The sequence below is a fragment of the Erythrobacter sp. W36 genome (assembly GCF_057364935.1).
Genome location: NZ_CP200281.1, coordinates 821,843 through 844,310, shown reverse-complemented (window position 1 = coordinate 844,310; position 22,468 = coordinate 821,843). Strand labels below are relative to the sequence as shown.

Genomic DNA, 22,468 nt, shown 5'->3' with positions numbered 1-22,468 from the left:
CGCATCCGCGCCGCGACTTCCTCGCTCATCGCGATCAATGATCGCATCGCTGCGGGCGCCCAGTCGGGCTTGCGGCCCTGCGGGCCGATTGGACGGATTGAGGTAGTGTGACTTTGCTGAGCAAAACCGAACTGCGCAAAGCGCTCCGCAAGGCGCGCCGCGAGCATGTGCTCGCCCAGCCCGAGGCGATTAAGGCGCTGTTGTTCAGCCGTCCGCCCGGCGCCCTGCTCTCGCGGATCAGTGAAACCGCCAGCATTGGCCTCTACGCCGCCAGCGCGGATGAGGCCCCAGCGGCAAGCTATGCCAAGTTCTTCCACGAGCAGGGCCGCACCATCGTCCTGCCCCGCTTCGATACGCGAGACAGCGCGATGACCTTCGCGAGCTACGTCGATCCCTATATCGATGACTTGCTAGAGGGCGGACCATTCGGCGTCGCTCAACCGCGCGCAGATGCAAAGCCAATCATTCCCGATGTCGTGTTCGTCCCGCTGATCGGTTTCACGGAGAATGGCGAGCGTCTGGGCCAAGGCGGCGGGCATTATGATCGCTGGCTCTCGGAACATCCGGGCCGCTTGGCCATTGGGCTGGCATGGGATGTCCAGCTGTGCGAGGCCCTGCCGGTCGAGCCGCATGACATGACCCTCGATGCGATCATCACCCCCACTCGAGCCTACGGATTGTAAGACAATGCGCGAAGAACCAACCTGGCGAATTCCAGCGGGCATTATCGGCCTGTTTATCGCGCTAATCGTCTACGGCTTCGTGATCGCCCATTTCGCGCCGACCACGATCAGCACCTGGCCCGGATGGGTCCAGACAATCGTCTACATTTTCCTCGGTGTCGTCTGGCTGCTGCCGCTCAAACGCTTTCTGATCTGGATGGAAACCGGCAGCTGGAGCCCGCCGGCCCCGCCTCAGGACTAGGATTGCTGGACTAGCTTCAGCGCCGCATCTTGCCGCGCGGGGATGCGCTGATACAAGTGGGCGCATGAAATGGTTTATCGCTCCCCTCGCACTCGGGCTCGCTGCTTGCGCGCCCTCCACCGCTCAGACTGATCAGGCCGCTGCGCCCTATGACAGCACCCCGCCTGAGATCACCGAGCATATGCCTCAGCCTGCCGTGCTGGTGTTTTCCAAGACGCGCGGCTGGCGTCACAATGAAGGGATCGCTGGCGCAGACCGGTTCTTTGCCGAATTCACCAGCGAGAACGGAATGGGCCTGTTCACCACCGCCAATGGCGCGGTGTTCAACGCCGATCAGTTGGCGCGCTTCGATCTGGTCGTGTTCAACAATATGACCGGGGACACGCTATCGCCCGATCAAGAACAAGCGTTCCAGCAATGGCTCGAAGATGGCGGGAGTTTGGTCGCATTGCACAGCGCGGGCGACGACAGCCACGAGGACTGGAGCTGGTACGATACGAATGTCATCGGGCCGCAATTCATCGGCCATCCGGCTGACCCGCAATATCAGGATGCGCGCGTCGTGAACCTGGCGGCGGAGCACCCGGTGATGCAGGGCATTCCGGCGGACTGGACGCACAATGACGAATGGTACAGCTTTGACAGCGCGGAGCTTGGCGATGCTGTGCCGCTGCTAGGCTTGGATGAGGCCAGCTATAGTCCAGAAAACTTGCTCTACGGCCCAGTTCAGGACCTGCGCATGGGCGGCGGACCAGAAGGCCACCCGATCGCCTGGACCCGCTGCCTTGGAGAGGGCCGCGCGTTCTATTCCGCCATCGGCCACAATCACACCAGCTATGATGATCCGATCTATCGGCGGATGCTCAGCAACGCTTTGGCATGGGTCAGAGCGCGGGATGCGACGAAGCGAGGCTGTACCCGCGCCAAGTGATCCACCCTGAGCACAGCGGGGCTTGATAGAACCGCGCGGCCCAGTCATCCTTCCCCAAACATTTGGAAGGAAACGATAATGCGACGTGCAACCACTTGGGCCCTTCTTGGAGCAATCTCTTTGGGGCTCGCCGCCCCAGCTGCCGCACAAACCGGCTGGACCCGCGAAGCGACGGATTACGGCGCATTCTATTCCAGCGAGCGCAGCGACAGCAAGGTGCTGGTCCTGCTGCTATGGGAGATCGACCAGAAGAATGGCTCCAACCTCGCCAGCATGCCCGACAGCGCATCAGAGACCGTGATCGAGCAAGCCCTTGCCGCTATGCCCTTTGCGGTCGAGGAAATCGTCTCTGAGGATGTCTCCAACCAGCGTATGCCGAAGATCACAGGCTATGCGAGCACACCGCAGGGTAGGAAGGCATTTGCCGCAACCTTATCCAACCGGGGAACATCGCGCCGTCTCGTCGTGCTGCTGGATGACCCGGCGAATATCGACAAGCTGCTGCGCCGCGTGGGCAGTGTTTCAAACTTCCGTTCCTCCATTGCTGCCGCTGATCGGCCTGGCTGGGTTCCAGGGCAGCAAACCGCGCGGCCACGCAGCTCGGCGCGGACAGCATCAAGCAGCAGGCCGACGCGCACTGCAGCGCGTTCGGATGCTCAACAAGCAGCGCTCAGCTAGAAGAAGCGGCAATTATGCGCTGCCCAACGACCAAAGCGATTTCGACAAATGGCCAAAAGTGAATTCGGTCACATACTCGCCAAACCCATCTGACCCGCTCGCCCCGCGCGGCTATCTCGGTTCAACTGGCCCAAAGTTCAACGTCAGCACATTCAACGGCGCGTTCAACAACCTGCTGAAATATGGCGAGATCACCGCCACTGGCTTAGCCGCATGTGCAGAACTTGCAGTCGTGGACGGCGTTTGATGGGCGGCAATCGCGCCTGTTCATGGTGCCGACCATCAGGGGCGGCGAGAAAGGCGTGCTGATGGCCTATATCTCCTCAGGCAAGAACACCCCTGAATTTGGGATATTGGGTTACGAAGTGACGGAGAGCGACTTTCTGAAAGGAGGCGGGATTGTTCGCATGATGATGATCCGCGACACGATCCCATCGATGAGCGTGTTTCCCGCCAGCGAACAGCGCCGCATCGCCAGATCTCCGTTCAAGCAGCAATTGGCCTTATACAACGCCGTGCTAGACAAGCTCTACGAGCGCAACGCTCGCAATTTCATCGCCACTCAAAGCGCAGTGACAATGCGCATGATGGAGCTCAATTACGATCTGCTGCTGGGCGGTGATATCAGCTCACCCTTTATCGCAGACTAATCATCGCCAGGTCCGCCGGGCGTCTCAATCATCTGATCGTACTTCGCCTCGAGCGCCTGGTCGATAACCCAGAAATCGGATTGACGTGGACCAACTAGCACCTCGCCAAGCAAGTCAAAATGGCCGTGCCATCCGGCAAGCACGCCGACCAGCATGTCGCGCCCGGCAACGCCTGTGTGAACAAGATGCAGCTCGGTCGCGCCGCCATCCAGGGGCTTTAGAGTAATCTCGACCGTACTCGTGCCCGCATCCTCAGCTTCGAACCACGTGAAGGCGAGGCGATGTGGCGCTTCATACTCAAGGATCTCGCCATAATGCGTCACAACCTGTTCGGATGCGTATTTTTCTGGCGGAGCGCTATCGGCGAGACGGCGATGATCAAATTCGAAAACGATCTGCCCGTCGGCATGATCATCGGTTGACCCGCCGCAAAACCACAGCTTGCGTTTCTCAGGGTCGACCAGGAACTGCCAGACCTTCTCAATCCCGGCATCAAACCGCCTAGTGAACTCGATTTGCTGAGGCCCCGTCTGCTTGCCAAAGTCAGTCATCACCATCCTCCTTCAATGCTTGATCGAGCGCGTCGAGGCGCTGAGACCAGAACGCGCTGTAGCGCTCAACCCAATCGCGGGCGGCAAGCAGCGCATCTGGGTTCAGCGCACAGATGCGCTCTCGTCCGCGCTTCTCACGTGTCAGCAATCCAGCCTGCTCGAGCACGCCAACATGTTTGGAGGCGCCAGCAAGCGTCATATCCAGCGGCGCGGCCAGATCACTTACTGTCTGATCACCGCGCGCAAGCTGTTCGATCATGCGCAGCCGGGTTGGATCACCCAACGCGCGAAACACAAAATCAAGCTGCCGTTTATTATCAACCATATGGTTGACTATATCAAAAGCAGACCAAAACTCAACCCATCGGTTGAGTAATTAGATCAGGCAACGCGATGCGTCCGCGCACTTTCCATCGATTGTAAAGAAGCTCCCAAGTGGCGCGAGTGACGAGACTTGAACTCGCGACCTCCGGCGTGACAGGCTTAGCGCTCTAACCAACTGAGCTACACCCGCATAATGTGGGTTTGCACCGCTTGGGAGCAGGGCCATTAGGCCCCACTGATCTGACTGTCAACGGCTCTGACGGTCATTTTTTGCCATTTTGAAAACTTTATTCCGTCAGCAGCAAAACTGGCGTCTCAACCAGCTTTTTCACGTCCTGAATAAAGCTCGCCGCATCATAGCCATCAACCACCCTGTGATCGCAGGAAATCGAGATATTCATCAGCTTGCGCTTCTCGATCTCGCTCTGTGCCATCCGGGCCGGTGACATACATTGGCCGCTCGATAATGCGGTTGGGGCCAATGATCGCAACCTCTGGCCGATTGATAACCGGCGTGGTCGCCACCCCGCCCAATGGGCCAAGCGAAGTGACCGTCAGGGTTGAGCCCGACAGCTCCGCTGAGGTGGCCGAGCCTGTCCGAGCAGCCTCAGCCAAACGGCCGATTTCACGGGCGAGCTGCCAGATGTTTTTCGACTGCGCGTCTTTGATCACCGGCACCATCAGGCCGCTATCGGTTTGCGCGGCCATGCCGAGGTGGATCGCGCCGTGACGGGTGACGACATTCGCCTCGTCATCATAGCGCGCATTGATCATCGGATAGTCCGGGATCAACTTGCAGAATGCGCTGATCAGCAGCGGCAGCATGGTCAGCTTTGGTTTGTTGCCGCGATTGGCGTTCAGGTCCGCGCGCATCCGTTCCAACTCCGTCACATCGACTTCCTCGACATAGGAGAAGTGCGGGATGTGGCGCTTGGACGCGGCCATATTTTGCGCGATCCGCTTGCGCAGGCCGATGACCTTGATCGGTTCGTCACTGCGCGGGGTGCCAGCCGGGGCAAAACCGCCGCCTGCATTATACGACAGGAAGGCGTCGAGATCGGCGTGGCGAATGCGGCCATCCGCGGCAGGCTTCACTTCGCCCAGATCAATGCCGAGATCGCGGGCTCGCTTGCGCACCGCTGGGGTGGCTAGGACTTTGATGGGAGAATCCGTCTGTGCTGAGCTTGTCGAAGCACTGCTCTTTTCGCCTTCACCCTCATCAGAAGTAGAGGACAGCCCTTCGACAGGCTCAGGGCGAACGGGAGGAGGAGAAGGTTCTTCAGCCGCGACTTCAGGTTCCGGAACAGATTGTGAAGTCTCTTGCTGTGGCTCTTCCTCTGCTTCGCCCTCAACCTCAACAACCAGCAACATCGCGCCAACCGCGACGATATCGCCCGCCTCGCCAGCAACTTCCGTCACTGTACCGGTCACCGGGCTTTCAATGTCGATCGTGGCCTTGTCGGTCATGACATCGACGATGTGCTGATCTTCTTCGATGCGATCACCGACCTTGACCTGCCATTCGACGATCTCGGCCTCGGCCACGCCTTCACCCACGTCGGGCATGTTGAATGTGAACTTTGCCATCTGAGGTCAGTCCTTCAAAATCTTGTCGATCGCTTCGCCAATGCGAACCGGGCCAGGGAAATAAGCCCATTCGAGGCTGTGCGGATAGGGTGTGTCAAATCCGGTGACGCGCTCAACCGGCGCCTCCAGATGGTAGAAGCAGCGCTCAGTCACCAGAGCAGAGAGCTCCGCGCCAAAGCCAGAGGTGCGGGTCGCCTCGTGCACGATCAGGCAGCGCCCGGTGCGTTTCACGGAAGCCTCGATCGCTTCAATGTCGAGCGGCATCAATGTGCGCAGGTCGAGGATATCGGCCTCTACGCCTTTGTCGGCGCAAACCGCCTCGGCCACATGCACCATCGTGCCGTAAGCGAGCACAGTGAGCTGTTCGCCCGCGGTGACCTGACGCGCTTTGCCGAGCGGGATCTTATAGTACCCTTCTGGCACCACGCTATCCTTGTGCCGCTTCCACGGCTCAACCGGCTTGTCGTAAAAGCCAGTGAACGGGCCATTGTAAATCCGCTTCGGCTCAAAGAAGATCACTGGGTCATTGTCTTCGATGGAGGCGATCAGCAGACCCTTGGCGTCGTAAGGCGTCGCTGGGATCACCGTCTTTAGACCCGCCACATGAGTAAACAGGGCCTCGGGTGATTGGCTGTGCGTTTGCCCGCCAAAAATCCCGCCACCAAACGGAGAGCGCACAGTCATTGGCGCGATGTAATCGGTCGCTGACCGGTAACGCAGCCGCGCCGCCTCAGAGATCAGCTGATCGAGGCCGGGATAGATATAGTCCGCAAACTGAATTTCTGGGATCGGACGCAGGCCATAAGCGCCCATGCCCACCGCGACACCAATGATGCCGCATTCAGAGATCGGTGTGTCGAACACGCGGGTCTTGCCGTGCTTTTCTTGCAAGCCAGCCGTCGCGCGGAACACACCGCCGAAATAGCCCACATCTTCGCCCATCACGATAGTATCCGGATCACGCTCCAGCATGATGTCGAGCGCTTCGTTGATCGCCTCGATCATATTGATCCGGCGTTCGTCCTGGCCCTGCTCGCTGGCGGCGGCAGCGTTTTTCACGTCACTCGCGCTCATTTGCCGGCTCCATCTTTAGGATGCTCATCGGGCCATTTGATCTCACGCTCACGGGTTGCCTGAGCAGCCTGTTCTTTGAGGTGCCAAGGCAGCTCTTCAAACACGTCTTCGAACATCGTCTTAAACGGATGATGCAGACCGTGGCCCAGAATGCCGTTCTTTTCCGCTTCCTTGGTCGCGGCCTTCACTTCCTCTGCGCATTTGCGGTCCATCGCCTCTTGGCGCTCCTCGTCCCACTCGCCAATCGCGATCATGTGGTTTTTCAGGCGCATGACGGGATCACCCAGTGGCCATTCCTCGCGCTCCTGCGCGCTGCGATAGCCCGATGGGTCATCCGAGGTGGAATGCCCCTCCGCGCGGTAGGTGAAATATTCGATCAGGGTCGGGCCCTGATTGGCGCGGGCGCGGTTTGCGGCCCATTGCTGCGCGGCGAAACACGCCAGCGCATCATTGCCATCCACACGCAGGCCAGCGAGGCCATATCCCAGCGCGCGCGCGGCAAAAGTCGTCCGCTCTGAACCGGCGAAACCAGAGAAGCTGCTGATCGCCCACTGGTTGTTGATAACATTGAGGATAACCGGTGCATTATATACGGTCGCAAAGGTGCAGGCGCTGTGGAAATCGCCCTCGGCGGTAGAGCCCTCGCCCACCCATGTTGCGGCGATCCGGCTGTCGCCCTTGATCGCGCTCGCCATGGCCCAGCCGACCGCTTGCGGGGTCTGGGTCGCGAGGTTGCCGGAGATGCTGAAAAAGCTGTGCTCACGGCTGGAATACATAATCGGCAGCTGGCGGCCCTTCAGCTTGTCGCCCTTGTTCGAGTATATCTGATTGATCATCTCGATCAGGGGATAGCCGCGCGCGATCAGAATGCCTTGCTGGCGATAGCTTGGGAAAACCATGTCATCGCTGGCGAGCGCCATGCCGGCAGAGACGCTGGTCGCCTCCTCACCGGTGCACTTCATATAGAACGAGGTTTTGCCCTGACGCTGACCGCGGAACATCCGCTCATCAAAGGCGCGGACCATCGCCATATGGCCCAGCATAGTGCGCAGAGTATCAGGCGAGAGCTTGGGATCCCACGGCCCGTGCGCCTTGTTGTCATCACCCAGCACGCGGACCAGACCATAGGCTAGGTCCTTCATATCGCCGGGCGCGCAGCCTTCATCCGGGCGCGGCATATCGCCGGGCGCGCCTACGTCCACATCTGCGAAATTGACCGGATCGCCGGGGCGCGACCGCGGTTCGGGCACGTGCAGTGCCAAGGCCGGACGGTTATCGCCGGTGTGCGGGCTGTCGCCGCTCTTGCCTGAGGCCCCATCGGCCATATCAGCGCTCTCCCAATTGGATCACCCACTCGGACGATGGGCTTGCAATAATTGCGTTATGGCGAATTTTTATTTCAACGCGCGAGAGTGGTCAAGCGAATGCCGTTACACCGCAACAGGTGCCTTGATCGGAGGCAATGGCACGTAATCATCGACCCTGAAATCCTCAATTTTGTAATCGAAAATTGTTTCAGGCTTGCGTGTGATCGTGAAGCTCGGCTGCGGTTGCGGCTCGCGACTCAGTTGCTCAGTGATCAATTCCTCGTGGTTGAGATAGAGGTGTACGTCCCCGCCCATCCACACGAGCTCGCCGGGCTGCATATCAACCTGCTGCGCAATCATCCGTTGCAGAAGCGCCGCTGACCACAGATTAAACGGCAGGCCCAGCGCGACATCACAGCTGCGCTGATAGAGTACGCAATTGAGCCGCGCCTCTGGCCCGCTGCCATCGACGTGGAACTGATAGGTTTTGTGACACGGGGGCAGCGCCATCTGATCGAGCTCGGCCACGTTCCACCCCTCGATAATATGGCGGCGGCTGCCGGGCGATGTGCGCAGGCCTTCGATCAATTGCGCCACCTGATTGATGCCCTCACCTTTCTCATAGAGCCCATCCTTGCGATAACGATAGGTCGGCCAATCGACCCATTGCTTCCCGTACACCGGGCCAAGATCACCCCAGCGCTTGGCAAACTCTTCATCATCGGCAATCCGCGCGACGAAATCATCAAGCGCAATGTCCTCGCCCGTCGCCTTCACATAGTTGGCGTGCGGCCACTCGTTCCAGATCTTCACGCCTTGCAGCACCAGCGGGCGGATATTGGTCTCTCCAGTGAGGAACCACAGCATTTCGCGCGTCGCGGTCTTCCAATAGACCCTTTTGGTCGTCAGCAGCGGCATGGCGCCATCCGCCAGATCGAACCGCAATTGCGCGCCCATTACAGAGCGTGTGCCAATCCCGGTGCGGTCGGTGCGTTCGCTGCCAGTCTCCCAAATGCGCCGCATCAGGTCGAGATATTGCCATTCCGGATGCGCGCCCGGTGCCCCCGGACCAAGCAGTTCAGACGGATGTGTTTCAGCGTTATCGAGCATTGCCATGAGGGCGATCTTAGCGCGCTGCGGCTCCATTTGTCACCCGCTGGCACGGCTTCTCCTCCACCGCTTTTTGCAAGTCAGGCGGAACCCGCTTGCCATCAGGATAAACCGCTCCTAATAGGCGCGCCTCACATCGCCTTGCGCGCGCTCCTTTGCTGGAGCCTAAGCCGCCAGGGATGATGACCGGTCGGGGAGTGGCGCAGCCAGGTAGCGCACCTGTTTTGGGTACAGGGGGTCGGAGGTTCGAATCCTCTCTCCCCGACCATTTTTCACATCACTGATGAATTGCGAGGCTTCTTTACAGGAGGCTGTTTGAACGCGAATGGGCCTCATCTCATTCGCCTGCAAAACTGCGGCAAACACCCAAGTAGTGATCGCGCTTGACGGCTGAATTCGGCGAAGGTCCGTTAACCAAAAGCACAAAACGTCAGCAAGAGCGGAAATAACGGTAAGTTGCCTGTGTTGCGTTGTTTCGAATTGAAACAGAACTCGGTTAACCCCGCATCACCAAACCAAATTATCCTTTAAAATCATATATCCGCGCCAAGTAGCCAGGATGAGCCGTTGCATATGCGCGATTACGCGTTAATACCATCTTTACCAAGTTCGCACTCGATTCGCGTCGAGTATAAGATAATCAGGGCGTCGATGGCTTGGAATCTTAGTTACTTTCTAGAGGGGAAGATTAATGAAGAAACTACTTATGGCTGGCGCACTCGGCGCTGCTTTTGCTGCATCACCTGCCGCCGCTCAATCATTCACCGCTTCTGATGATTTCGACATTCTTGCATTCGTTCAATTCGAGTGCAGTGTCGACGATCCTGAAACCGTCTTTTTCGGTCTTCTCGACATTGAAGAAGATTCAGGCTCAGACGCTCTCACACTGACTGAAAACCGTTATGTGGAGCGTCAGCGCATTTGGGCGAGCTGCAACTATCCAGCTTCGATCACTCTCGAAGGTGACGCGATGCAGAACTTCCTGCAAACCAACGACGGTCCAGACGCCGATGACTTCACCGATAAACTTGAGTATCGTCTTCGTCTGCGTGCAGATGATAACACCGACTTCGCAACCGTTGATCACCGCACTGTAGACGGTTCATCAAGCACCGTTGCTCAAGTTGGTGCATTCCACAACCGCGCGGTACTGCGCACAGTGATCAACGTGAACGATCAAGAATCGCCACGTCCACTGGCAGGCATCTACGCTGCTGTTGCGACCGTTACACTCGGCGCAATCTAAGCGGCACTTCGCTTGAAATGAGATTGGGGGAGAGGAATTCGTTCCTTTCCCCCGATTCAACTCCGGGTGAGAAACCACAACGGTTCAACCCAAAAGACACAGCTCCGGCAAGCCGCTCTTGATTAAGAGTTAATTCACTTGCGCGAGGCGATAGTTGGACTTTATTTGAGATCCACTAACAAAAACAAGGGTCGGTTTCGAGGATACCAAGACACTGTGCATGGGCGCACTGCTGACTTGTAGGGGGATTTTTCCATGTTTCGGCCGATTTGGGCAGCCTTCAGCGCGCTCGCTCTATTACTAACGCCTAGCGCCGCAATGGCCGCTCGCGTTTCGCCAATGATCGCAGACCTTGAGCCTGACGGCCGCGGCGCAGTCACGCGCATCGAAATGGTGAGCGATGCAAACAATGACATCGCCTACGAAGTGCTGATGATGCGCGGTGACATCTCGACCGAGGGTGAGCTTGAACTGACCCCGGCCGAAGAAGATTTCCTCGTATTCCCCACTCAGGTTCTGTTGAAGAGCAAGTCACGCCAGGTTTTCCGAGTCCAGTATGTCGGTGATCCCGATATTGCCACTTCAGAAATCTACTACATGTCGATCCGGCAGTTGCCGGTTGAGATTGATGCGGAGGCACAGTCGCAGGTCCAGGTCGTCATCAATTACAATGTTCTGATGAACGTATTCCCGGAAGGTGCACGCTCTGAACCCGTCGTCCGCGAAGTTAGCTCTGTTACCCGTGAAGTCCCGCTGCTCCAGAGTGAGATCAATGAGCTCGAAGCTCAGCGCGCGGCAGAGGAGCAAGCTGCATTGGAAGCTGAGCAAGACGCTCGCGATGCGGCCCTGACCGCTGCTGAGAATGATGGGTCCACTCCCGCCACTCCTCCAGCAACAATCGAAATCCCCACCACCGACGCCACCGAGACTGAGGAAGATCCTGACGCTCCTCCGCCAACCCGCGCAGAAAAAGGGTTGGAAGTTCTCGTTGGCAATGATGGCAACCGCTACTTCCTAGCAGGTCTTTCGACATGGCGAATGACCGGCACACGCACCGATGGCGAGCCCTTCGAAGCGACATTCACCCCCGAGCAAATCGCAAGATTTATCGGCGCAGGTGTGGTCGCTCCGGGCAAAGATCGCTTGTTCTTCGTCCCAATGGACGCCGAACTCGATCCCGCCTCGGTTACGATCGAGATTGACACACCAGTAGAGCAGTGAGGCCATGATGCGCCCCACAAAGATAGCTCTGCAGTCCCCGGCATTGAGCCTGGTTGCACTCGCCTGGTGTTTGCAAGCTCCGCTTGCCACAGCCGCCTATGCTCAGGACAATGCGCCAGCCGATCCCACTCGTGATGAGACTGGCCAGACCGCACCATCTGAACCGGCCGAACCTGCTGTTCCAGCGAATGATGAGCCGGAAGCCGTAACGCGCTCGGGCATCACATTCGTCAAGCGCAAGCCCGAAGTGGAAACGGTTGAGGAGCGCCCTTCGCTCGAATTCAACGTCCCGCTCGTCTCAGGCAGCCAAGTGCTTGGCGATGTCGCGGTAAAAGTTGAACGCGATGGCAGCGTCCTCATCGGCACGGACATGTTGCGCGAGCAGCTTGCTCTGATCCTGAATGAAGAAGGTTTGCGCCGGTTCGACACCTACAGCGCGAACCGCGAGAGCATCCGCCCCGAGCCGCTGGCCGAAGCGGGCATTGAGCTTGCGTTCAATCAGAACTTGCTGGAGGTCACGATTGTCCAGATTGATGGCACTCTGCGGCAAACCCGCGATTTGATCGCTCAAGACTCCAGAAGCAGCCGCGAAGAGTTGACACTGCTCGAGCCTGAGAAATTTTCGGCCTATCTCAACATCAACACCAATCTTGAATATGACACCGAGGAAGACGAGTTCACGCCAGAATTCTTCTTCGATGGCGCAACCCGCATCGGCGACATTGTGGTCGAATATGATGGGGCTTATTCAGATCAGCTTGGCGATGGCATGCGGTTTTTCCGCCGCGGCGTTCGGGCTGTCTATGATCAGCGCGAGAAGTACCGCCGCTTTGCTGCGGGTGACCTGCGCCTGGAATCGCTCAGCCTGCTGCGCACCCCATTCCTTGGCGGTGTTAGCGTCGAAAAGAGCCGCCGTGTGTTCGATCCATTTCTGCCCGCTGCTCGTTTGGGCGCAGGCGAAATTTTCCTCGATAACCGCTCCACAGTCGATGTCGTGATCAATGGCGATCAATTCCAACGCTTGGAGCTAGACGCAGGAACTTATGATCTCGCCAGCCTTCCGGTTCAACTCGGCGCAAACGACGTTGAACTGAGAATCCGCGATTCTGGCGGACGCGAACAGCTCGTAAATCTCGACTATTTCTTCCAACCGCTCGATTTGGAAGCCGGCGAAGAGGAATACTCCTTTGCCGCAGGCTTCATCGCCCGCGACCTCGCGTTTGAGCCGAATTACACCAATGATATCGCCGTAACCGGGCTCTATCGCAAAGGCGTTTCGGCCAATCTCGTTTTGGGCGGCGCCGCTCAGCTTTCTGAAGACGTTCAGCTGTTCGGTGTGGAAAGCAGCATCGTGCCGCAATTCATCCCAGGCTTCTTCGATCTGCAAGGGGCCGCAAGCTTCAGCGAGCAAGGCGGAACCGGCTTTGCGGCGCGGGCGAGCTATCGCTTTACCGGCGGCAACAGCTTCACCAACCGCAGCGGCTTTACGCTGAATGTGGATTACACCGGAGAGGGTTTCACCACCATCTCCAGCCTAATTCCTGTGGCCTTCGATCTGGTAACGGTCAGTGCAAACTATAACCGCACTCTGAACGAACGGGGCAGGATGGTGGCTAAACGCGCTTTATTCGCACCGCTCTGGGCCGCAGGAAGATCTAACCAACGTCTTCGTGGATTACATCCACCGCATCAGCGACCGCTTGCAGGTCACAATCGGCGCAGAATATGGCACCGGCGATGCCTTTGGCAGCGAATGGGGCACGCGCGTAGGCGTTTCTTACGTTTTCGGCCCAAGCACGCGCGCCCTCGCCGATTATCGCAGCAGGTCCGAAACCGTCCGCGCAAACCTGTCAAAAGGCAGCGAAAACCGCGTCGGATCATTTGGCTATGACGTTGGCATCACAAGCGACCCCAACCAGTCGCGTATCGACGCTTCATTTGATTACACCGCAAACCGATTTGACACCCGCTTCTCGACCTTCACTGCTGGCGAGAATTTTGGCAGCATCGACCAAGAGCAACGCTACCGTTTGCAGATCGGCACCTCCCTCGCCTTCGCTGGCAAGGAGTTCGCGATTGGCCGTCCAGTGCGCGACGCCTTTGTGATCGTCCATCCGCATGAAACCTTGGCCGAAGGCGAAGTGATCAGCGGCCGCACGCTGGCCGACAACGAATACGAAGCGAACAGCGGTTTCTTTGGCGGCGCGCTGCAAGGTCGCCTGTCATCCTACACCGACCAAACTGTCCAATATGATGTCGAAGGCGGCGCGATTGGTTACGATATCGGAGAAGGCTCAGTGCGCTTGGATCCCCCATACCGGGCCGGGTACACGCTCGAGGTCGGCAACGATTACTTCGTCAGCATCGTCGGCAATCTCTATCGCGGTGAAGAGCCCGTTTCGCTCGTCTCTGGTACGATTGTCGCGCTGGATGATGACGAATTTGAAGAAAAACAGTTCTTCACCAATTCTACAGGCCGCTTCGGCATGATCGGCTTTGCACCGGGCAAGAGCTACCGCGTCACTTATGATAATGGCGCGTCCAGCTTTGAATTTACGGTGCCGGACGATTCAGAAGGTTTGTTCCGCTTGGGTGACGTTAAGCTCCCGGCGATCGAGGAATAAGGAAGCATATTATGACCATTCTTCGCACCATTTTCGTTGCTGGCGCCCTTTGCGCGGGCGCCTCGGTTTCTGCTCAAGATGGCGGCTGCCGCCCCGAATTCGTTGACACGACAGAGAACGTGAACGTCTCAGGCATTCAAATCGGCGCTGGTGAGCGTGCCCGCGAAAACTTTGAAATTCGGGTCCGCAACGCAGCTGGCAACGGCCCATGCGAGGCGTTTATGCGCATTGCTCGCCGGGACAGCGTGGCCGCTGATGATCCGGTCCAGTTCAACTTCAGCTCCGGCGGTCAGCGCCTAGAGGTCCTGGCAGATGATGCAACCGCAGGTCCGATCAACAATGATCTGTTCCTGCGCGGTGTCCCGGGCAGCCGCAATGGCCGCGCAGTGCGCGTGCAGCTAGGCTTCCCGACCGAATGGGGTCTCGATGCGGGCACCTATTCGCGCGATTTCGTCGCCACCCTGCGCGATGCAAATGGCGATTTGGTCGATACCTTGGAGCTCTCCGTACGGGTCAACATTCCATCCGCGGTTGCCCTTCGCATCGTCGGCGCCAGCGGGCGCGGCAGCGTGCGGCGCATCAACCTCGGTTCTTTGGACCCGGATGCCTTCACCCGGTCCGATCCCTTTGGCCTGCGGATTTGGAGCACGTCGCCTTACCGCGTTGAGTTCACCTCTGAAAACCAGGGCGTGCTGCGCCATCATCAAGGGCGCGATGAGATCCCCTATGTGCTGCGCATGCGCGGCGAGAAGGTCGATCTGATGGGCGCGAATGGCCGCGAGTTCGTGGAGCACACAGATTCACTGGGCGATTTGCACCCGCTGCGAGTGATGGTGGATCCATTCTTTGCCGAAGCTGGCAAATATGCCGACCGCGTCAGAGTGTCGGTTAGCGCGATCTAATCAGAGACCAGCATCTGGCAGCAGTGCAGCGCATCGCCAGCAGGGTTACACGGCCAACGCCAGGCCCAAACAAGCAAACGGCCAGCACCCGATGTGGATGCTGGCCGTTCGCGTTTTACGGGGATTGGGTAAGTCAGACAGCCGTCAGCGAGAAGCTGATCGAGATGGGCTGCGCAATGTCGCCTGTCTGGATTGTCACTGGCACTGGGCCAAAACGCGCACCTGCACGCATTGCGACAAAGGAGAAACCGCCCGGGTTCAGCTCGCTGGTGTCGCGGCCATATTGGACACTCACGCGCTCACCGACGGCCAGCTCGCGGTGCGTTGCGATCACGGAGAAGCCGCGATTGGTGTTGCACGCTTCGAACAAAGTGCCTGTTACCACTTCATTATCGTCCTGAGCGCTGAACACGCCTGGCTCAATCTTGCATGAAACGGGGACTTGCGCGCTAACGCGAAAGCCGCCTTGTGCACGCTCGCCAGCCATCGCTGGCGTGGCCGCAAACATCATTGCCGCAACGGGCATGGCATAGATAATTTTCTGACGCATAGTTGGTCTCCTATGCGAACCCCAATATGCGATGTTGGTGAAATCTTAGCTGCGACTTAGGGTTAACGCGGAGCTTCAAATGAGCGCCGAATAGGCCTCCGTTAACGACTTCGAATATTGAAATCCGGTCGGAATTTAGGTTAATCCCGCGAGGCTACTAGGCGGTAATACGGCGTTAGTCTGATTTTGAGCCTGACGGCTAAACGATGCGGTTCGCAGCTAGACCCAGCACAAATGTCAGCGCGCCCAGCCCGATCGACAATTGCCATCGCAGCGACAGGAAATCGCGCGCAGCATAGCCCAAAGCGCGGTCAACTAGCGGGCTGAGCGCGATCAATACGCCGAGATAAAGCAGCGCCGGACCCGGCCATTCCCAGCCAAAGGTCCATGGCAGGAACAGCGCGAGACCGATCAGGCTGGGCAAAACCGCCATCAGGTAAGAGCCCGCGCCCGCATTGCCCTTCGCCAGCGCCTGGCCCCACCACACGCCGCCCAAAAAGCTGAAGATGAGCGCCGCATAGGCAAACCCGCCTGCCAGCGCGACATAGGCCGCCTCCCCACCATAGAGCACGAGGCCGAGCGCGATCGCTTGCGGGAGCAGTCCGGCATAGCCAAGAATTCGCGCGGCCAGAGTGAGAGAAGCGTCTTGTGTCATCGAGGGGGCAGCGTTTGGCATAGGCGATTGGTTCCCGCCAGTTGTTCATGCAATGCCCTCCTCTCATCACCGCATAGCGCCGGTTTGCACAGTGATCACATAAGACTAGGAACGCTGCGAGGGCCGAACCGTTTTGTCGGGTAACCGCGCGGATACCCCCTCGCCATTTGATCGGATAGACATTGAGCAGCGACGACACTTTCGACGAAAACAGCCGCCCCGCTGAAAGCCGGGAAGACAAAGCTCGCCAGCGCGCCGTGCCATCAGGCCGAGTGTCTCGGCTGGCCACTTTCGGCAGGCTCGCCTCCGGCGTGGCTGGCGGAATGATGGCCGAGGGCGCGCGCAGGCTGGCTCGCGGCGAAGGCATCAATGCGCGCGATCTCGTCCTGACACCCGGCAATGTTCAGCGCATGACCGACCGTCTCTCCCACCTGCGCGGTGCGGCGATGAAGATGGGGCAGATGATCAGCATGGATTCGGGCGACTTCCTGCCGCCGGAACTCGCGAAAATCCTCGCCACCTTGCGCGATCAGGCGAATTTCATGCCCGCAAAGCAGCTCGACAGCGTGCTGAAACAGGAATGGGGAACGGACTGGCGCAAACAGTTCCGCTGGTTCAACCCGCGCCCCATCGCCGCCGCCAGTATCGGCCAGGTGCACAAGGCGCTGACCCGTGATGGTCAGGAGCTTGCGATCAAGGTGCAATATCCCGGCATCGCTGACAGCATCGACAGCGACGTGGACAATGTGATGACCCTATTGCGCGTATCCGGCTTTGCCCCGCCAGAGCTGGAGATCGACGCGCTGCTGGCTGAGGCGAAGAAACAGCTGCACGAAGAGGCGGATTACCACCGCGAAGGCGCGCAGATGGAGATGTACCGAGAGCGCTTGGCGGGCGAGCAAGGCTTCGTCGTACCGCGCTTGCACAAGGAACTGACCCGAGGCCGCATCCTCGCCATGAGCTTTGAAGAAGGCAGCTCCATCGAAGAGCTGGAGAACGAAACGGATGAGCGCCGCGATGAAGTGATGGGCCGCCTGATGCACCTTGTCGCGCGCGAGCTGTTTGAATTTGGCGTGATGCAAACCGATCCGAACTTCGCCAATTTCCGCTATCGTAAGGAAACGGGCGAGATCGTGCTGCTCGACTTTGGCGCGTGCCGCGATGTCGATCCTGATGTCGGCAATGCCTATCGGCGCTTGCTCGAAGCGGGATTGGCAGGCGACAAGGACAAGGTGCGCGAAGAAACCATCGCCGCCGGATTTATGCTCCCTATCGTGGTCGAGAAACATGGTGAGCGGGTCGACAAGATGATCGACATTGTTGTGGGTGAAATGCGCGAGGATGCGCCGTTCGACTTTGGCAACCGCGCGTTTGTCCCATTGCTGCGTGATGAGGGCATGCAAATCGCGCAGGACAAGGACACCTGGGCCTTTCCGCCGGTTGAAACCCTATTCGTTCAGCGCAAGGTGAGCGGCACCGCGCTGCTCGGTGCGCGCCTGAAGGCTCAGGTGAACATCCGCAGGATCAGCGAAGAAGTGCTCGCAAGCACCGATCCGCTGCCCGCGAAGGCGGCTTAATCTGCGCCGCCTTGCTCCGCTTCTGCTGCGACTTCGGCTGCGCGCTTTTCGCGATTGATCCGGATTTGCTCGTCCTGAATCCAGCCCAACACGTGAAGCTGAAGAACTGAAAGCGGGATTGATCCATTCTCCAGAACGGTGTCGTGAAAGGCGCGCAGGTCAAAGTTGGCACCCAGCCGGTCTTCCGCCCTTTTGCGCAACTCTCTGATCTTCAGCTCGCCAACTTTGTACGCCAGCGCCTGTCCCGGCCAGGTGATGTAGCGATTGACCTCGGCGTCGATATTGGCAGGCGACAGTGCGGTGTTATCCAGCATGTAATCCGCCGCTTGTTGCTTCGACCAACCCTTTGAATGAATGCCCGTGTCGACCACCAGACGGGTCGCGCGCCACATTTCATAGCTCAAACGCCCCATTTCCTTCGCGGGCGTGTCATACAGCCCCATCTCGATCCCGAGCCGCTCTGAATAGAGACCCCACCCCTCCACAAAGGCGGTGAAATAGGTGCCATTCGCGCGCAGCGGGTGGATGTCCAATTCCTGCTGCAATGAGATTTGGTGGTGATGCCCCGGCACCGCCTCGTGCACGCCTAGCGCGGGCAGCTCCCACAAGGGCCGCTGATCCAACTCTGTTGTGTTGAGCCGGTAAATGCCCGCTTGGCCGGTCTTCAATGAACCGGGCTCGTAATAGGCCGTCGTATTGCCCGGCGCCTGTGCTGCGGGGATCGGCGAGACCGTATAGGGATTGCGCGGCAAGCGGCCGAACAGCTTCGGCATGAAGCCATCGATATGCTTGGCCAGTGCCTGAGTATAAGCGAGATACTCGTCCGCATCGGTCATGTAATATTGCGGGTCGGTGCGCAGGTGCTCGACGAAGGCCTCGCGCGTGTCAAAGCCCGCTTGCTTAGCGACCTCGACCATTTCAGCACGGATCCGCGCGACCTCTGACAGGCCGAGATCGTGCACCTCATCCGCCGTCATATCGGTCGTGGTGAAGCTTTTGACACGGTAATCGTAATATTCCTTGCCGCCCGGCGTCGCGAGCACGCCGGGTGTGCCCGTGCGGCAATTGGGTGCATATTCCTCGGTGTAGAAGTTCAGGAAATCGCGATAGGACGGGAAGACCGCCTCTTCCAATGCGACGCTCGCCCGGTCCTTTAGGTTCTCCCAGTCTGCGTGCGAGATCGCGGCTGGCTTGTCACCTGCAAATGGCTTCCAGAATGGTGATTGTTCCCTGTCATCCACGATTTGGCGAGCAATGCGATCTTCCAATCCCTGCATCGGCTCACATGCATGGGTTAGGCCGCGCGCGATGGCCTCGCGGCTGCGGGCGATGCCATCGGCGTTGACCTGGGCATAGCCCTCCAGCTTAGCCAATATAGCTTTCGTAGTCGGCCAGCGTGAACAACGGCGAACGGTTGGGCAGCGAGGCAAAGCCAGTGAACCAACCGCCGCGATTGGTGAATATCTGATAGCGGGTGTGATCAAATTGCGCGCCCGTCAGCTGGTCCTGAATGCTGCGCCGCAAAACTGCGTAATCGATCTGCAAATCCTGCGGCAAATCATCGGCATTGATCTGGTATAGCCGGGCGAGGAACCCCTCCGCCTCAATATTCGCTCGGTCATATTCTGCGAGCGAGAGATCACCGAGCTTCCCATCGCCGCGCCGATCACCAACGCTTGTGGCCAGCTGAGGATCGCTGTCGAGCACCGCCTGCCACACTTCCTCGCGCAGATCCTCATAATCCTCTTTCGGGCCAGCATAGGCGGGCGCGGTCAGCGATGTTGCAGCAAGGGCGAAAGCGGCGATCATGGAACGCATGAAATTCTCTCCTGTTTCACGCATTGCATATTGCTTGGGCGAGCGGCGGTCCAGTAAGACTTAGCGATGCAAAAACCCGCGCTTCTGTTCGTCTGTCTCGGCAATATCTGCCGCTCCCCCTTGGCCGAAGGCGCGATGCGCGCAGCAGCGGAAAGAGGGGGACTGGACGTGGAAATCGATAGCTGCGGCACGGCGGCCTATCACGTGGGCTCGCCGCCAGACCCGCGCTCGGTTGAGACCGCGGCGGCCAATGGGATCGATATCTCGGGCCTGCGCGGACGGCAATTGGCGGCGGAGGACTTCACCCGTTTCACCCATATCTTTGCGATGGATCACCAGAATTTGCGCAATATCGAGGCCATGCGGCCCGCTGGCACAGGCGCGCAGGTCTCACTGCTGATGGACGCCGTGCCAGGCCGCGAAGGCGCAGCGATCGCGGACCCGTATTACGATGGCGAAGACCAGTTTGAGTGCACTTGGGAAGATGTGAATGCGGCAGCCGAGGCCTTGGTGAAGCAGTTGAAGCCCTAGCCCCCGCGTAGCAGCTGCACGCCCCAATCGCGTTCCATCAGATAGAGCAATTGCCGCGCTGCTTCGCCGCGTTTGCTCGATTGCCAGCCGCCGTCCTCTTGCGAGCCTTCGATCAGCAGGCGCGCGTCAGCATGGGCAGCGGGTAGCAAGCGCTGCACCTGCTCCAGATTGGCGATGCGAAAGGCGGCATCACCTGACTGCCGTGTGCCAAGCAGCTCACCGCCGCCGCGCAGCTCTAGGTCTTCCTCAGCGATGCGGAAGCCGTCCTGCGTCTCGCGCATCAGAGCCAGCCGTTTGCGCCCCGTCTCCGACATCTCATTCCCGCGCAGCAGCAGACATACGGATTTATCCGCGCCCCTTCCCACGCGCCCGCGCAGCTGGTGCAATTGCGCGAGACCAAAGCGTTCGGCCTGTTCGATCACCATCAAGGTTGAGCTCGGCACATCAACGCCAACCTCGATCACCGTGGTTGCGACCAGCAGCTTCGCCCGGCCGCTGGCAAAGGCCTCCATATTGGCATCTTTTTCCTCTGGTTTGAGCTGCCCATGGACCATCACGACATCATCGCCAAAACGCTCTTTCAGCGCAGCATAGCGCGCCTCTGCCGCAGCGATATCGGCCACTTCGCTATCGCGCACCATCGGGCACACCCAATAGGCCTGCTGTCCAGACCCGACGTGGCGCACGACACCAGCGACGACGTCTTCCATCCGGTCCTGCGCGACCACGCGGGTATCAATCGCCTGCCTGCCCGGTGGCAGTTCATCCAAGCGGCTCACATCCATTTCGCCATATTGCGCGAGGGTCAGCGTGCGCGGGATCGGCGTTGCGGTCATCGCGAGCGTATGCGGCGCGCGCTTGCCCTTTGCGGCCAATTGCAGGCGCTGCGCCACGCCAAAGCGGTGCTGCTCATCAATCACGACCAGGCCCAGATCCTTATAGGCGACCGTGTCCTGAAAGATCGCATGGGTGCCGACCAGAATATCAATCGAGCCGTCGAGCAGTCCCATCAGGATGCCCTCGCGCTCCTTGCCCTTCGCCCGTCCCGTTAGCAGTGCGACTTCAGCCCCAGTTGGCCGGGCCATGGTGCGCAAAGTCTCATAATGCTGGCGAGCGAGAATTTCCGTCGGCGCAAGCAGAGCCGCTTGCTTGCCCGCTTCATTCGCGATCAGCATGGCTTCCAAGGCCACCACGGTCTTACCCGCGCCGACATCGCCCTGCAGCAGGCGCAGCATCGGCGCCTCTTGTGCCAGATCGCCTTCAATCTCACCAATCGAACGGGTCTGCGCGCCCGTCAGCGCGAAGGGCAGGTCAAGCTTCGCCCGCAGCGAGCCATCGCCCGCCAATGGCTGCCCTTTGCGCCGCCTGCCATCCGCGCGGACCAGCAATAGCGCGAGCGAATTTGCCAGCAGCTCATCATAGGCGAGCCGGTCGCGCGCGCGCGCATTCTCATCCTTATGCGCCAGTACCAAGGCATCGCGCCACGCGGGCCAGCCCTCGCGCTCAAACTGGCTCGGCTCGATCCATTCGGCCAGCTCTGGCAGGCGTTCGAGCGCCTGTGCCGCCAGCCCGGCCATGCGCGGCTGTGTCAGCCCTTCAGACAAAGGATAAACCGGCTCATTAAGGCGCGCGAGATGCGCTGAGGCGTCTTTCTCAACATGGTCAGGATGGACGATCTGAAGCATATCGCCATACCGATCCACCCGGCCCGCGATCCAGCGCTTCTCCCCGACCGGCAGCAGTTTCTTCGCGGTGTAAGCCGCGCGTCCGAAATAGGTAAGCGCGCAGATATTGCCCGCTTCATCCGCCGCCAGCACGCGGTAAGGACCGCGGCCAGGATTGCGCGGCGCGCGGTGCTCCGTCGGGGTCAGGGGAATGATCACCTGCTCGCCCTCGCCTACCGCATCCAAGTCATCGACGGTTCGGCGTGTCACAAATCGTTCTGGCAGATGATAGGCCAGATCGCGCACCCGCGTGAGGCCCAGCTTCTCCAGCGGCTTCATCAGCTTGGGACCGACACCTTCCAGCGCGGTCGCTTCGACAAACAGGGGATTGAGAACCTCAGGGCGCATGCCGCAGCGCTACCATCACTGTTTCGTCATTGCGAGGAGCCAAAGGCAACGCGGCAATCCATCGCCCATTTTTTCAACAATTGGGGCCCCAAGACACTGGATTGCTTCGTTTCACTCGCAATGACGAGTTGAAGAT

At 59.1% G+C, this 22,468-nt stretch carries 24 protein-coding genes and 2 tRNA genes; 13 read left to right on the top strand and 13 right to left on the bottom strand.

The window, feature by feature from the left end; translation table 11 throughout:
* Positions 1-113 precede the first annotated feature (113 nt).
* The 6 genes from AC0V6U_RS04155 to AC0V6U_RS04130 all read left to right on the top strand — a co-directional run bounded on the left by AC0V6U_RS04155 (position 114) and on the right by AC0V6U_RS04130 (position 3,183).
* Positions 114-683 carry a 5-formyltetrahydrofolate cyclo-ligase gene (locus AC0V6U_RS04155; RefSeq protein WP_486169378.1) on the top strand — a complete coding sequence of 190 codons (570 nt, stop codon included), beginning with the start codon at positions 114-116 and terminating at the stop codon, positions 681-683.
* A 4-nt stretch (positions 684-687) separates the two neighbouring features.
* Entirely contained in the window at positions 688-924 is a 237-nt protein-coding gene (locus AC0V6U_RS04150) for a DUF2842 domain-containing protein (protein WP_472644943.1), read from the top strand.
* Between the two features lie 64 nt (positions 925-988).
* Positions 989-1,855 carry a ThuA domain-containing protein gene (locus AC0V6U_RS04145; RefSeq protein ID WP_472644942.1) on the top strand — a complete coding sequence of 289 codons (867 nt, stop codon included), beginning with the start codon at positions 989-991 and terminating at the stop codon, positions 1,853-1,855.
* Between the two features lie 78 nt (positions 1,856-1,933).
* Positions 1,934-2,533 carry a hypothetical protein gene (locus AC0V6U_RS04140; RefSeq protein ID WP_472644941.1) on the top strand — a complete coding sequence of 200 codons (600 nt, stop codon included), beginning with the start codon at positions 1,934-1,936 and terminating at the stop codon, positions 2,531-2,533.
* On the top strand, positions 2,508-2,780 hold the full coding sequence (locus AC0V6U_RS04135) for a hypothetical protein (RefSeq protein ID WP_486169377.1): 273 nt from the start codon (positions 2,508-2,510) through the stop codon (positions 2,778-2,780). The genes AC0V6U_RS04140 and AC0V6U_RS04135 overlap by 26 nt, the downstream gene beginning before the upstream one ends.
* Positions 2,758-3,183: a hypothetical protein gene (locus AC0V6U_RS04130; RefSeq protein ID WP_486169376.1), complete on the top strand. Its 426-nt coding sequence runs from the start codon at positions 2,758-2,760 to the stop codon at positions 3,181-3,183. The genes AC0V6U_RS04135 and AC0V6U_RS04130 overlap by 23 nt, the downstream gene beginning before the upstream one ends.
* Here AC0V6U_RS04130 and AC0V6U_RS04125 read toward each other — a convergent pair.
* The 8 genes from AC0V6U_RS04125 to thyA all read right to left on the bottom strand — a co-directional run bounded on the left by AC0V6U_RS04125 (position 3,180) and on the right by thyA (position 9,136).
* The gene (locus AC0V6U_RS04125; protein WP_472644938.1) at positions 3,180-3,734 is read right to left on the bottom strand and encodes an SRPBCC family protein; all 555 of its coding nucleotides are present in this window, start codon (positions 3,732-3,734) and stop codon (positions 3,180-3,182) included. The genes AC0V6U_RS04130 and AC0V6U_RS04125 overlap by 4 nt on opposite strands.
* On the bottom strand, positions 3,727-4,059 hold the full coding sequence (locus AC0V6U_RS04120) for an ArsR/SmtB family transcription factor (protein ID WP_472644937.1): 333 nt from the start codon (positions 4,057-4,059) through the stop codon (positions 3,727-3,729). The genes AC0V6U_RS04125 and AC0V6U_RS04120 overlap by 8 nt, the downstream gene beginning before the upstream one ends.
* A 111-nt stretch (positions 4,060-4,170) precedes the next feature.
* Positions 4,171-4,248, bottom strand: a tRNA-Asp gene (locus AC0V6U_RS04115).
* 97 nt (positions 4,249-4,345) lie between these two features.
* Complete coding sequence (locus AC0V6U_RS04110) at positions 4,346-4,459, bottom strand: 2-oxo acid dehydrogenase subunit E2 (protein WP_472644936.1); 114 nt, start codon at positions 4,457-4,459, stop codon at positions 4,346-4,348.
* Positions 4,422-5,645 carry a dihydrolipoamide acetyltransferase family protein gene (locus tag AC0V6U_RS04105; RefSeq protein ID WP_472644935.1) on the bottom strand — a complete coding sequence of 408 codons (1,224 nt, stop codon included), beginning with the start codon at positions 5,643-5,645 and terminating at the stop codon, positions 4,422-4,424. Before AC0V6U_RS04105 ends, AC0V6U_RS04110 begins: the two co-directional genes overlap by 38 nt.
* 6 nt (positions 5,646-5,651) lie before the next feature.
* Entirely contained in the window at positions 5,652-6,719 is a 1,068-nt protein-coding gene (locus tag AC0V6U_RS04100; protein WP_472644934.1) for an alpha-ketoacid dehydrogenase subunit beta, read from the bottom strand.
* A complete protein-coding gene (locus AC0V6U_RS04095) occupies positions 6,716-8,044 on the bottom strand; it encodes a thiamine pyrophosphate-dependent enzyme (RefSeq protein ID WP_472644933.1) in 1,329 nt (442 codons plus the stop codon). Before AC0V6U_RS04095 ends, AC0V6U_RS04100 begins: the two co-directional genes overlap by 4 nt.
* A gap of 105 nt (positions 8,045-8,149) precedes the next feature.
* Positions 8,150-9,136 carry a thymidylate synthase gene (gene thyA / locus AC0V6U_RS04090; RefSeq protein ID WP_472645698.1) on the bottom strand — a complete coding sequence of 329 codons (987 nt, stop codon included), beginning with the start codon at positions 9,134-9,136 and terminating at the stop codon, positions 8,150-8,152.
* Positions 9,137-9,327: 191 nt separating this feature from the next.
* Here thyA and AC0V6U_RS04085 point away from each other — a divergent pair.
* The 5 genes from AC0V6U_RS04085 to AC0V6U_RS04065 all read left to right on the top strand — a co-directional run bounded on the left by AC0V6U_RS04085 (position 9,328) and on the right by AC0V6U_RS04065 (position 15,129).
* A tRNA-Pro gene (locus AC0V6U_RS04085) sits at positions 9,328-9,404 on the top strand.
* A gap of 438 nt (positions 9,405-9,842) precedes the next feature.
* Positions 9,843-10,382: a hypothetical protein gene (locus tag AC0V6U_RS04080; RefSeq protein WP_472644932.1), complete on the top strand. Its 540-nt coding sequence runs from the start codon at positions 9,843-9,845 to the stop codon at positions 10,380-10,382.
* Positions 10,383-10,637: 255 nt separating this feature from the next.
* Entirely contained in the window at positions 10,638-11,603 is a 966-nt protein-coding gene (locus AC0V6U_RS04075) for a fimbrial biogenesis chaperone (RefSeq protein ID WP_472644931.1), read from the top strand.
* 4 nt (positions 11,604-11,607) lie between these two features.
* On the top strand, positions 11,608-13,494 hold the full coding sequence (locus tag AC0V6U_RS04070; RefSeq protein ID WP_486169375.1) for a hypothetical protein: 1,887 nt from the start codon (positions 11,608-11,610) through the stop codon (positions 13,492-13,494).
* 744 nt (positions 13,495-14,238) lie between these two features.
* Positions 14,239-15,129: a hypothetical protein gene (locus AC0V6U_RS04065; RefSeq protein WP_472644929.1), complete on the top strand. Its 891-nt coding sequence runs from the start codon at positions 14,239-14,241 to the stop codon at positions 15,127-15,129.
* Positions 15,130-15,262: 133 nt separating this feature from the next.
* Here AC0V6U_RS04065 and AC0V6U_RS04060 read toward each other — a convergent pair whose 3' ends face one another.
* Together AC0V6U_RS04060 and AC0V6U_RS04055 are read right to left on the bottom strand one after the other, a co-directional pair.
* The gene (locus AC0V6U_RS04060; protein WP_472644928.1) at positions 15,263-15,679 is read right to left on the bottom strand and encodes a hypothetical protein; all 417 of its coding nucleotides are present in this window, start codon (positions 15,677-15,679) and stop codon (positions 15,263-15,265) included.
* A gap of 199 nt (positions 15,680-15,878) precedes the next feature.
* Positions 15,879-16,334, bottom strand: a complete 456-nt coding sequence (locus tag AC0V6U_RS04055; protein ID WP_486169374.1) for a DUF3429 domain-containing protein — start codon at positions 16,332-16,334, stop codon at positions 15,879-15,881.
* 182 nt (positions 16,335-16,516) lie between these two features.
* Here AC0V6U_RS04055 and AC0V6U_RS04050 point away from each other — a divergent pair, with 182 nt between their 5' ends.
* The gene (locus tag AC0V6U_RS04050) at positions 16,517-17,911 is read left to right on the top strand and encodes an ABC1 kinase family protein (RefSeq protein WP_472644926.1); all 1,395 of its coding nucleotides are present in this window, start codon (positions 16,517-16,519) and stop codon (positions 17,909-17,911) included.
* Here the strand turns inward: AC0V6U_RS04050 and AC0V6U_RS04045 are convergent.
* A complete protein-coding gene (locus tag AC0V6U_RS04045; protein WP_472644925.1) occupies positions 17,908-19,284 on the bottom strand; it encodes a DUF885 domain-containing protein in 1,377 nt (458 codons plus the stop codon). The genes AC0V6U_RS04050 and AC0V6U_RS04045 overlap by 4 nt on opposite strands.
* Positions 19,277-19,753, bottom strand: coding sequence for a DUF885 family protein (locus tag AC0V6U_RS04040; RefSeq protein WP_472644924.1), 477 nt, complete (start codon positions 19,751-19,753; stop codon positions 19,277-19,279). The genes AC0V6U_RS04045 and AC0V6U_RS04040 overlap by 8 nt, the downstream gene beginning before the upstream one ends.
* Before the next feature lie 42 nt (positions 19,754-19,795).
* Here AC0V6U_RS04040 and AC0V6U_RS04035 point away from each other — a divergent pair, with 42 nt between their 5' ends.
* Positions 19,796-20,260: a low molecular weight protein-tyrosine-phosphatase gene (locus AC0V6U_RS04035; RefSeq protein WP_472644923.1), complete on the top strand. Its 465-nt coding sequence runs from the start codon at positions 19,796-19,798 to the stop codon at positions 20,258-20,260.
* Here the strand turns inward: AC0V6U_RS04035 and recG are convergent.
* The gene (recG, locus tag AC0V6U_RS04030; RefSeq protein WP_472644922.1) at positions 20,257-22,332 is read right to left on the bottom strand and encodes an ATP-dependent DNA helicase RecG; all 2,076 of its coding nucleotides are present in this window, start codon (positions 22,330-22,332) and stop codon (positions 20,257-20,259) included. The genes AC0V6U_RS04035 and recG overlap by 4 nt on opposite strands.
* Positions 22,333-22,468 lie beyond the last annotated feature (136 nt).

What these genes read in the sequence shown, in the direction of transcription:
- AC0V6U_RS04150 (WP_472644943.1), top strand. Translation starts at nt 688, where the DNA reads ATGCGCGAAGAACCAACCTGGCGAATTCCAGCGGGCATTATCGGCCTG.
- AC0V6U_RS04145 (WP_472644942.1), top strand. Translation starts at nt 989, where the DNA reads ATGAAATGGTTTATCGCTCCCCTCGCACTCGGGCTCGCTGCTTGCGCG.
- AC0V6U_RS04140 (WP_472644941.1), top strand. Translation starts at nt 1,934, where the DNA reads ATGCGACGTGCAACCACTTGGGCCCTTCTTGGAGCAATCTCTTTGGGG.
- AC0V6U_RS04135 (WP_486169377.1), top strand. Translation starts at nt 2,508, where the DNA reads ATGCTCAACAAGCAGCGCTCAGCTAGAAGAAGCGGCAATTATGCGCTG.
- AC0V6U_RS04125 (WP_472644938.1), bottom strand. Translation starts at nt 3,734, where the DNA reads ATGACTGACTTTGGCAAGCAGACGGGGCCTCAGCAAATCGAGTTCACT.
- AC0V6U_RS04120 (WP_472644937.1), bottom strand. Translation starts at nt 4,059, where the DNA reads ATGGTTGATAATAAACGGCAGCTTGATTTTGTGTTTCGCGCGTTGGGT.
- AC0V6U_RS04110 (WP_472644936.1), bottom strand. Translation starts at nt 4,459, where the DNA reads ATGAATATCTCGATTTCCTGCGATCACAGGGTGGTTGATGGCTATGAT.
- AC0V6U_RS04105 (WP_472644935.1), bottom strand. Translation starts at nt 5,645, where the DNA reads ATGGCAAAGTTCACATTCAACATGCCCGACGTGGGTGAAGGCGTGGCC.
- AC0V6U_RS04100 (WP_472644934.1), bottom strand. Translation starts at nt 6,719, where the DNA reads ATGAGCGCGAGTGACGTGAAAAACGCTGCCGCCGCCAGCGAGCAGGGC.
- AC0V6U_RS04095 (WP_472644933.1), bottom strand. Translation starts at nt 8,044, where the DNA reads ATGGCCGATGGGGCCTCAGGCAAGAGCGGCGACAGCCCGCACACCGGC.
- thyA (WP_472645698.1), bottom strand. Translation starts at nt 9,136, where the DNA reads ATGCTCGATAACGCTGAAACACATCCGTCTGAACTGCTTGGTCCGGGG.
- AC0V6U_RS04080 (WP_472644932.1), top strand. Translation starts at nt 9,843, where the DNA reads ATGGCTGGCGCACTCGGCGCTGCTTTTGCTGCATCACCTGCCGCCGCT.
- AC0V6U_RS04075 (WP_472644931.1), top strand. Translation starts at nt 10,638, where the DNA reads ATGTTTCGGCCGATTTGGGCAGCCTTCAGCGCGCTCGCTCTATTACTA.
- AC0V6U_RS04070 (WP_486169375.1), top strand. Translation starts at nt 11,608, where the DNA reads ATGATGCGCCCCACAAAGATAGCTCTGCAGTCCCCGGCATTGAGCCTG.
- AC0V6U_RS04065 (WP_472644929.1), top strand. Translation starts at nt 14,239, where the DNA reads ATGACCATTCTTCGCACCATTTTCGTTGCTGGCGCCCTTTGCGCGGGC.
- AC0V6U_RS04060 (WP_472644928.1), bottom strand. Translation starts at nt 15,679, where the DNA reads ATGCGTCAGAAAATTATCTATGCCATGCCCGTTGCGGCAATGATGTTT.
- AC0V6U_RS04055 (WP_486169374.1), bottom strand. Translation starts at nt 16,334, where the DNA reads ATGACACAAGACGCTTCTCTCACTCTGGCCGCGCGAATTCTTGGCTAT.
- AC0V6U_RS04040 (WP_472644924.1), bottom strand. Translation starts at nt 19,753, where the DNA reads ATGCGTGAAACAGGAGAGAATTTCATGCGTTCCATGATCGCCGCTTTC.
- AC0V6U_RS04035 (WP_472644923.1), top strand. Translation starts at nt 19,796, where the DNA reads ATGCAAAAACCCGCGCTTCTGTTCGTCTGTCTCGGCAATATCTGCCGC.
- recG (WP_472644922.1), bottom strand. Translation starts at nt 22,332, where the DNA reads ATGCGCCCTGAGGTTCTCAATCCCCTGTTTGTCGAAGCGACCGCGCTG.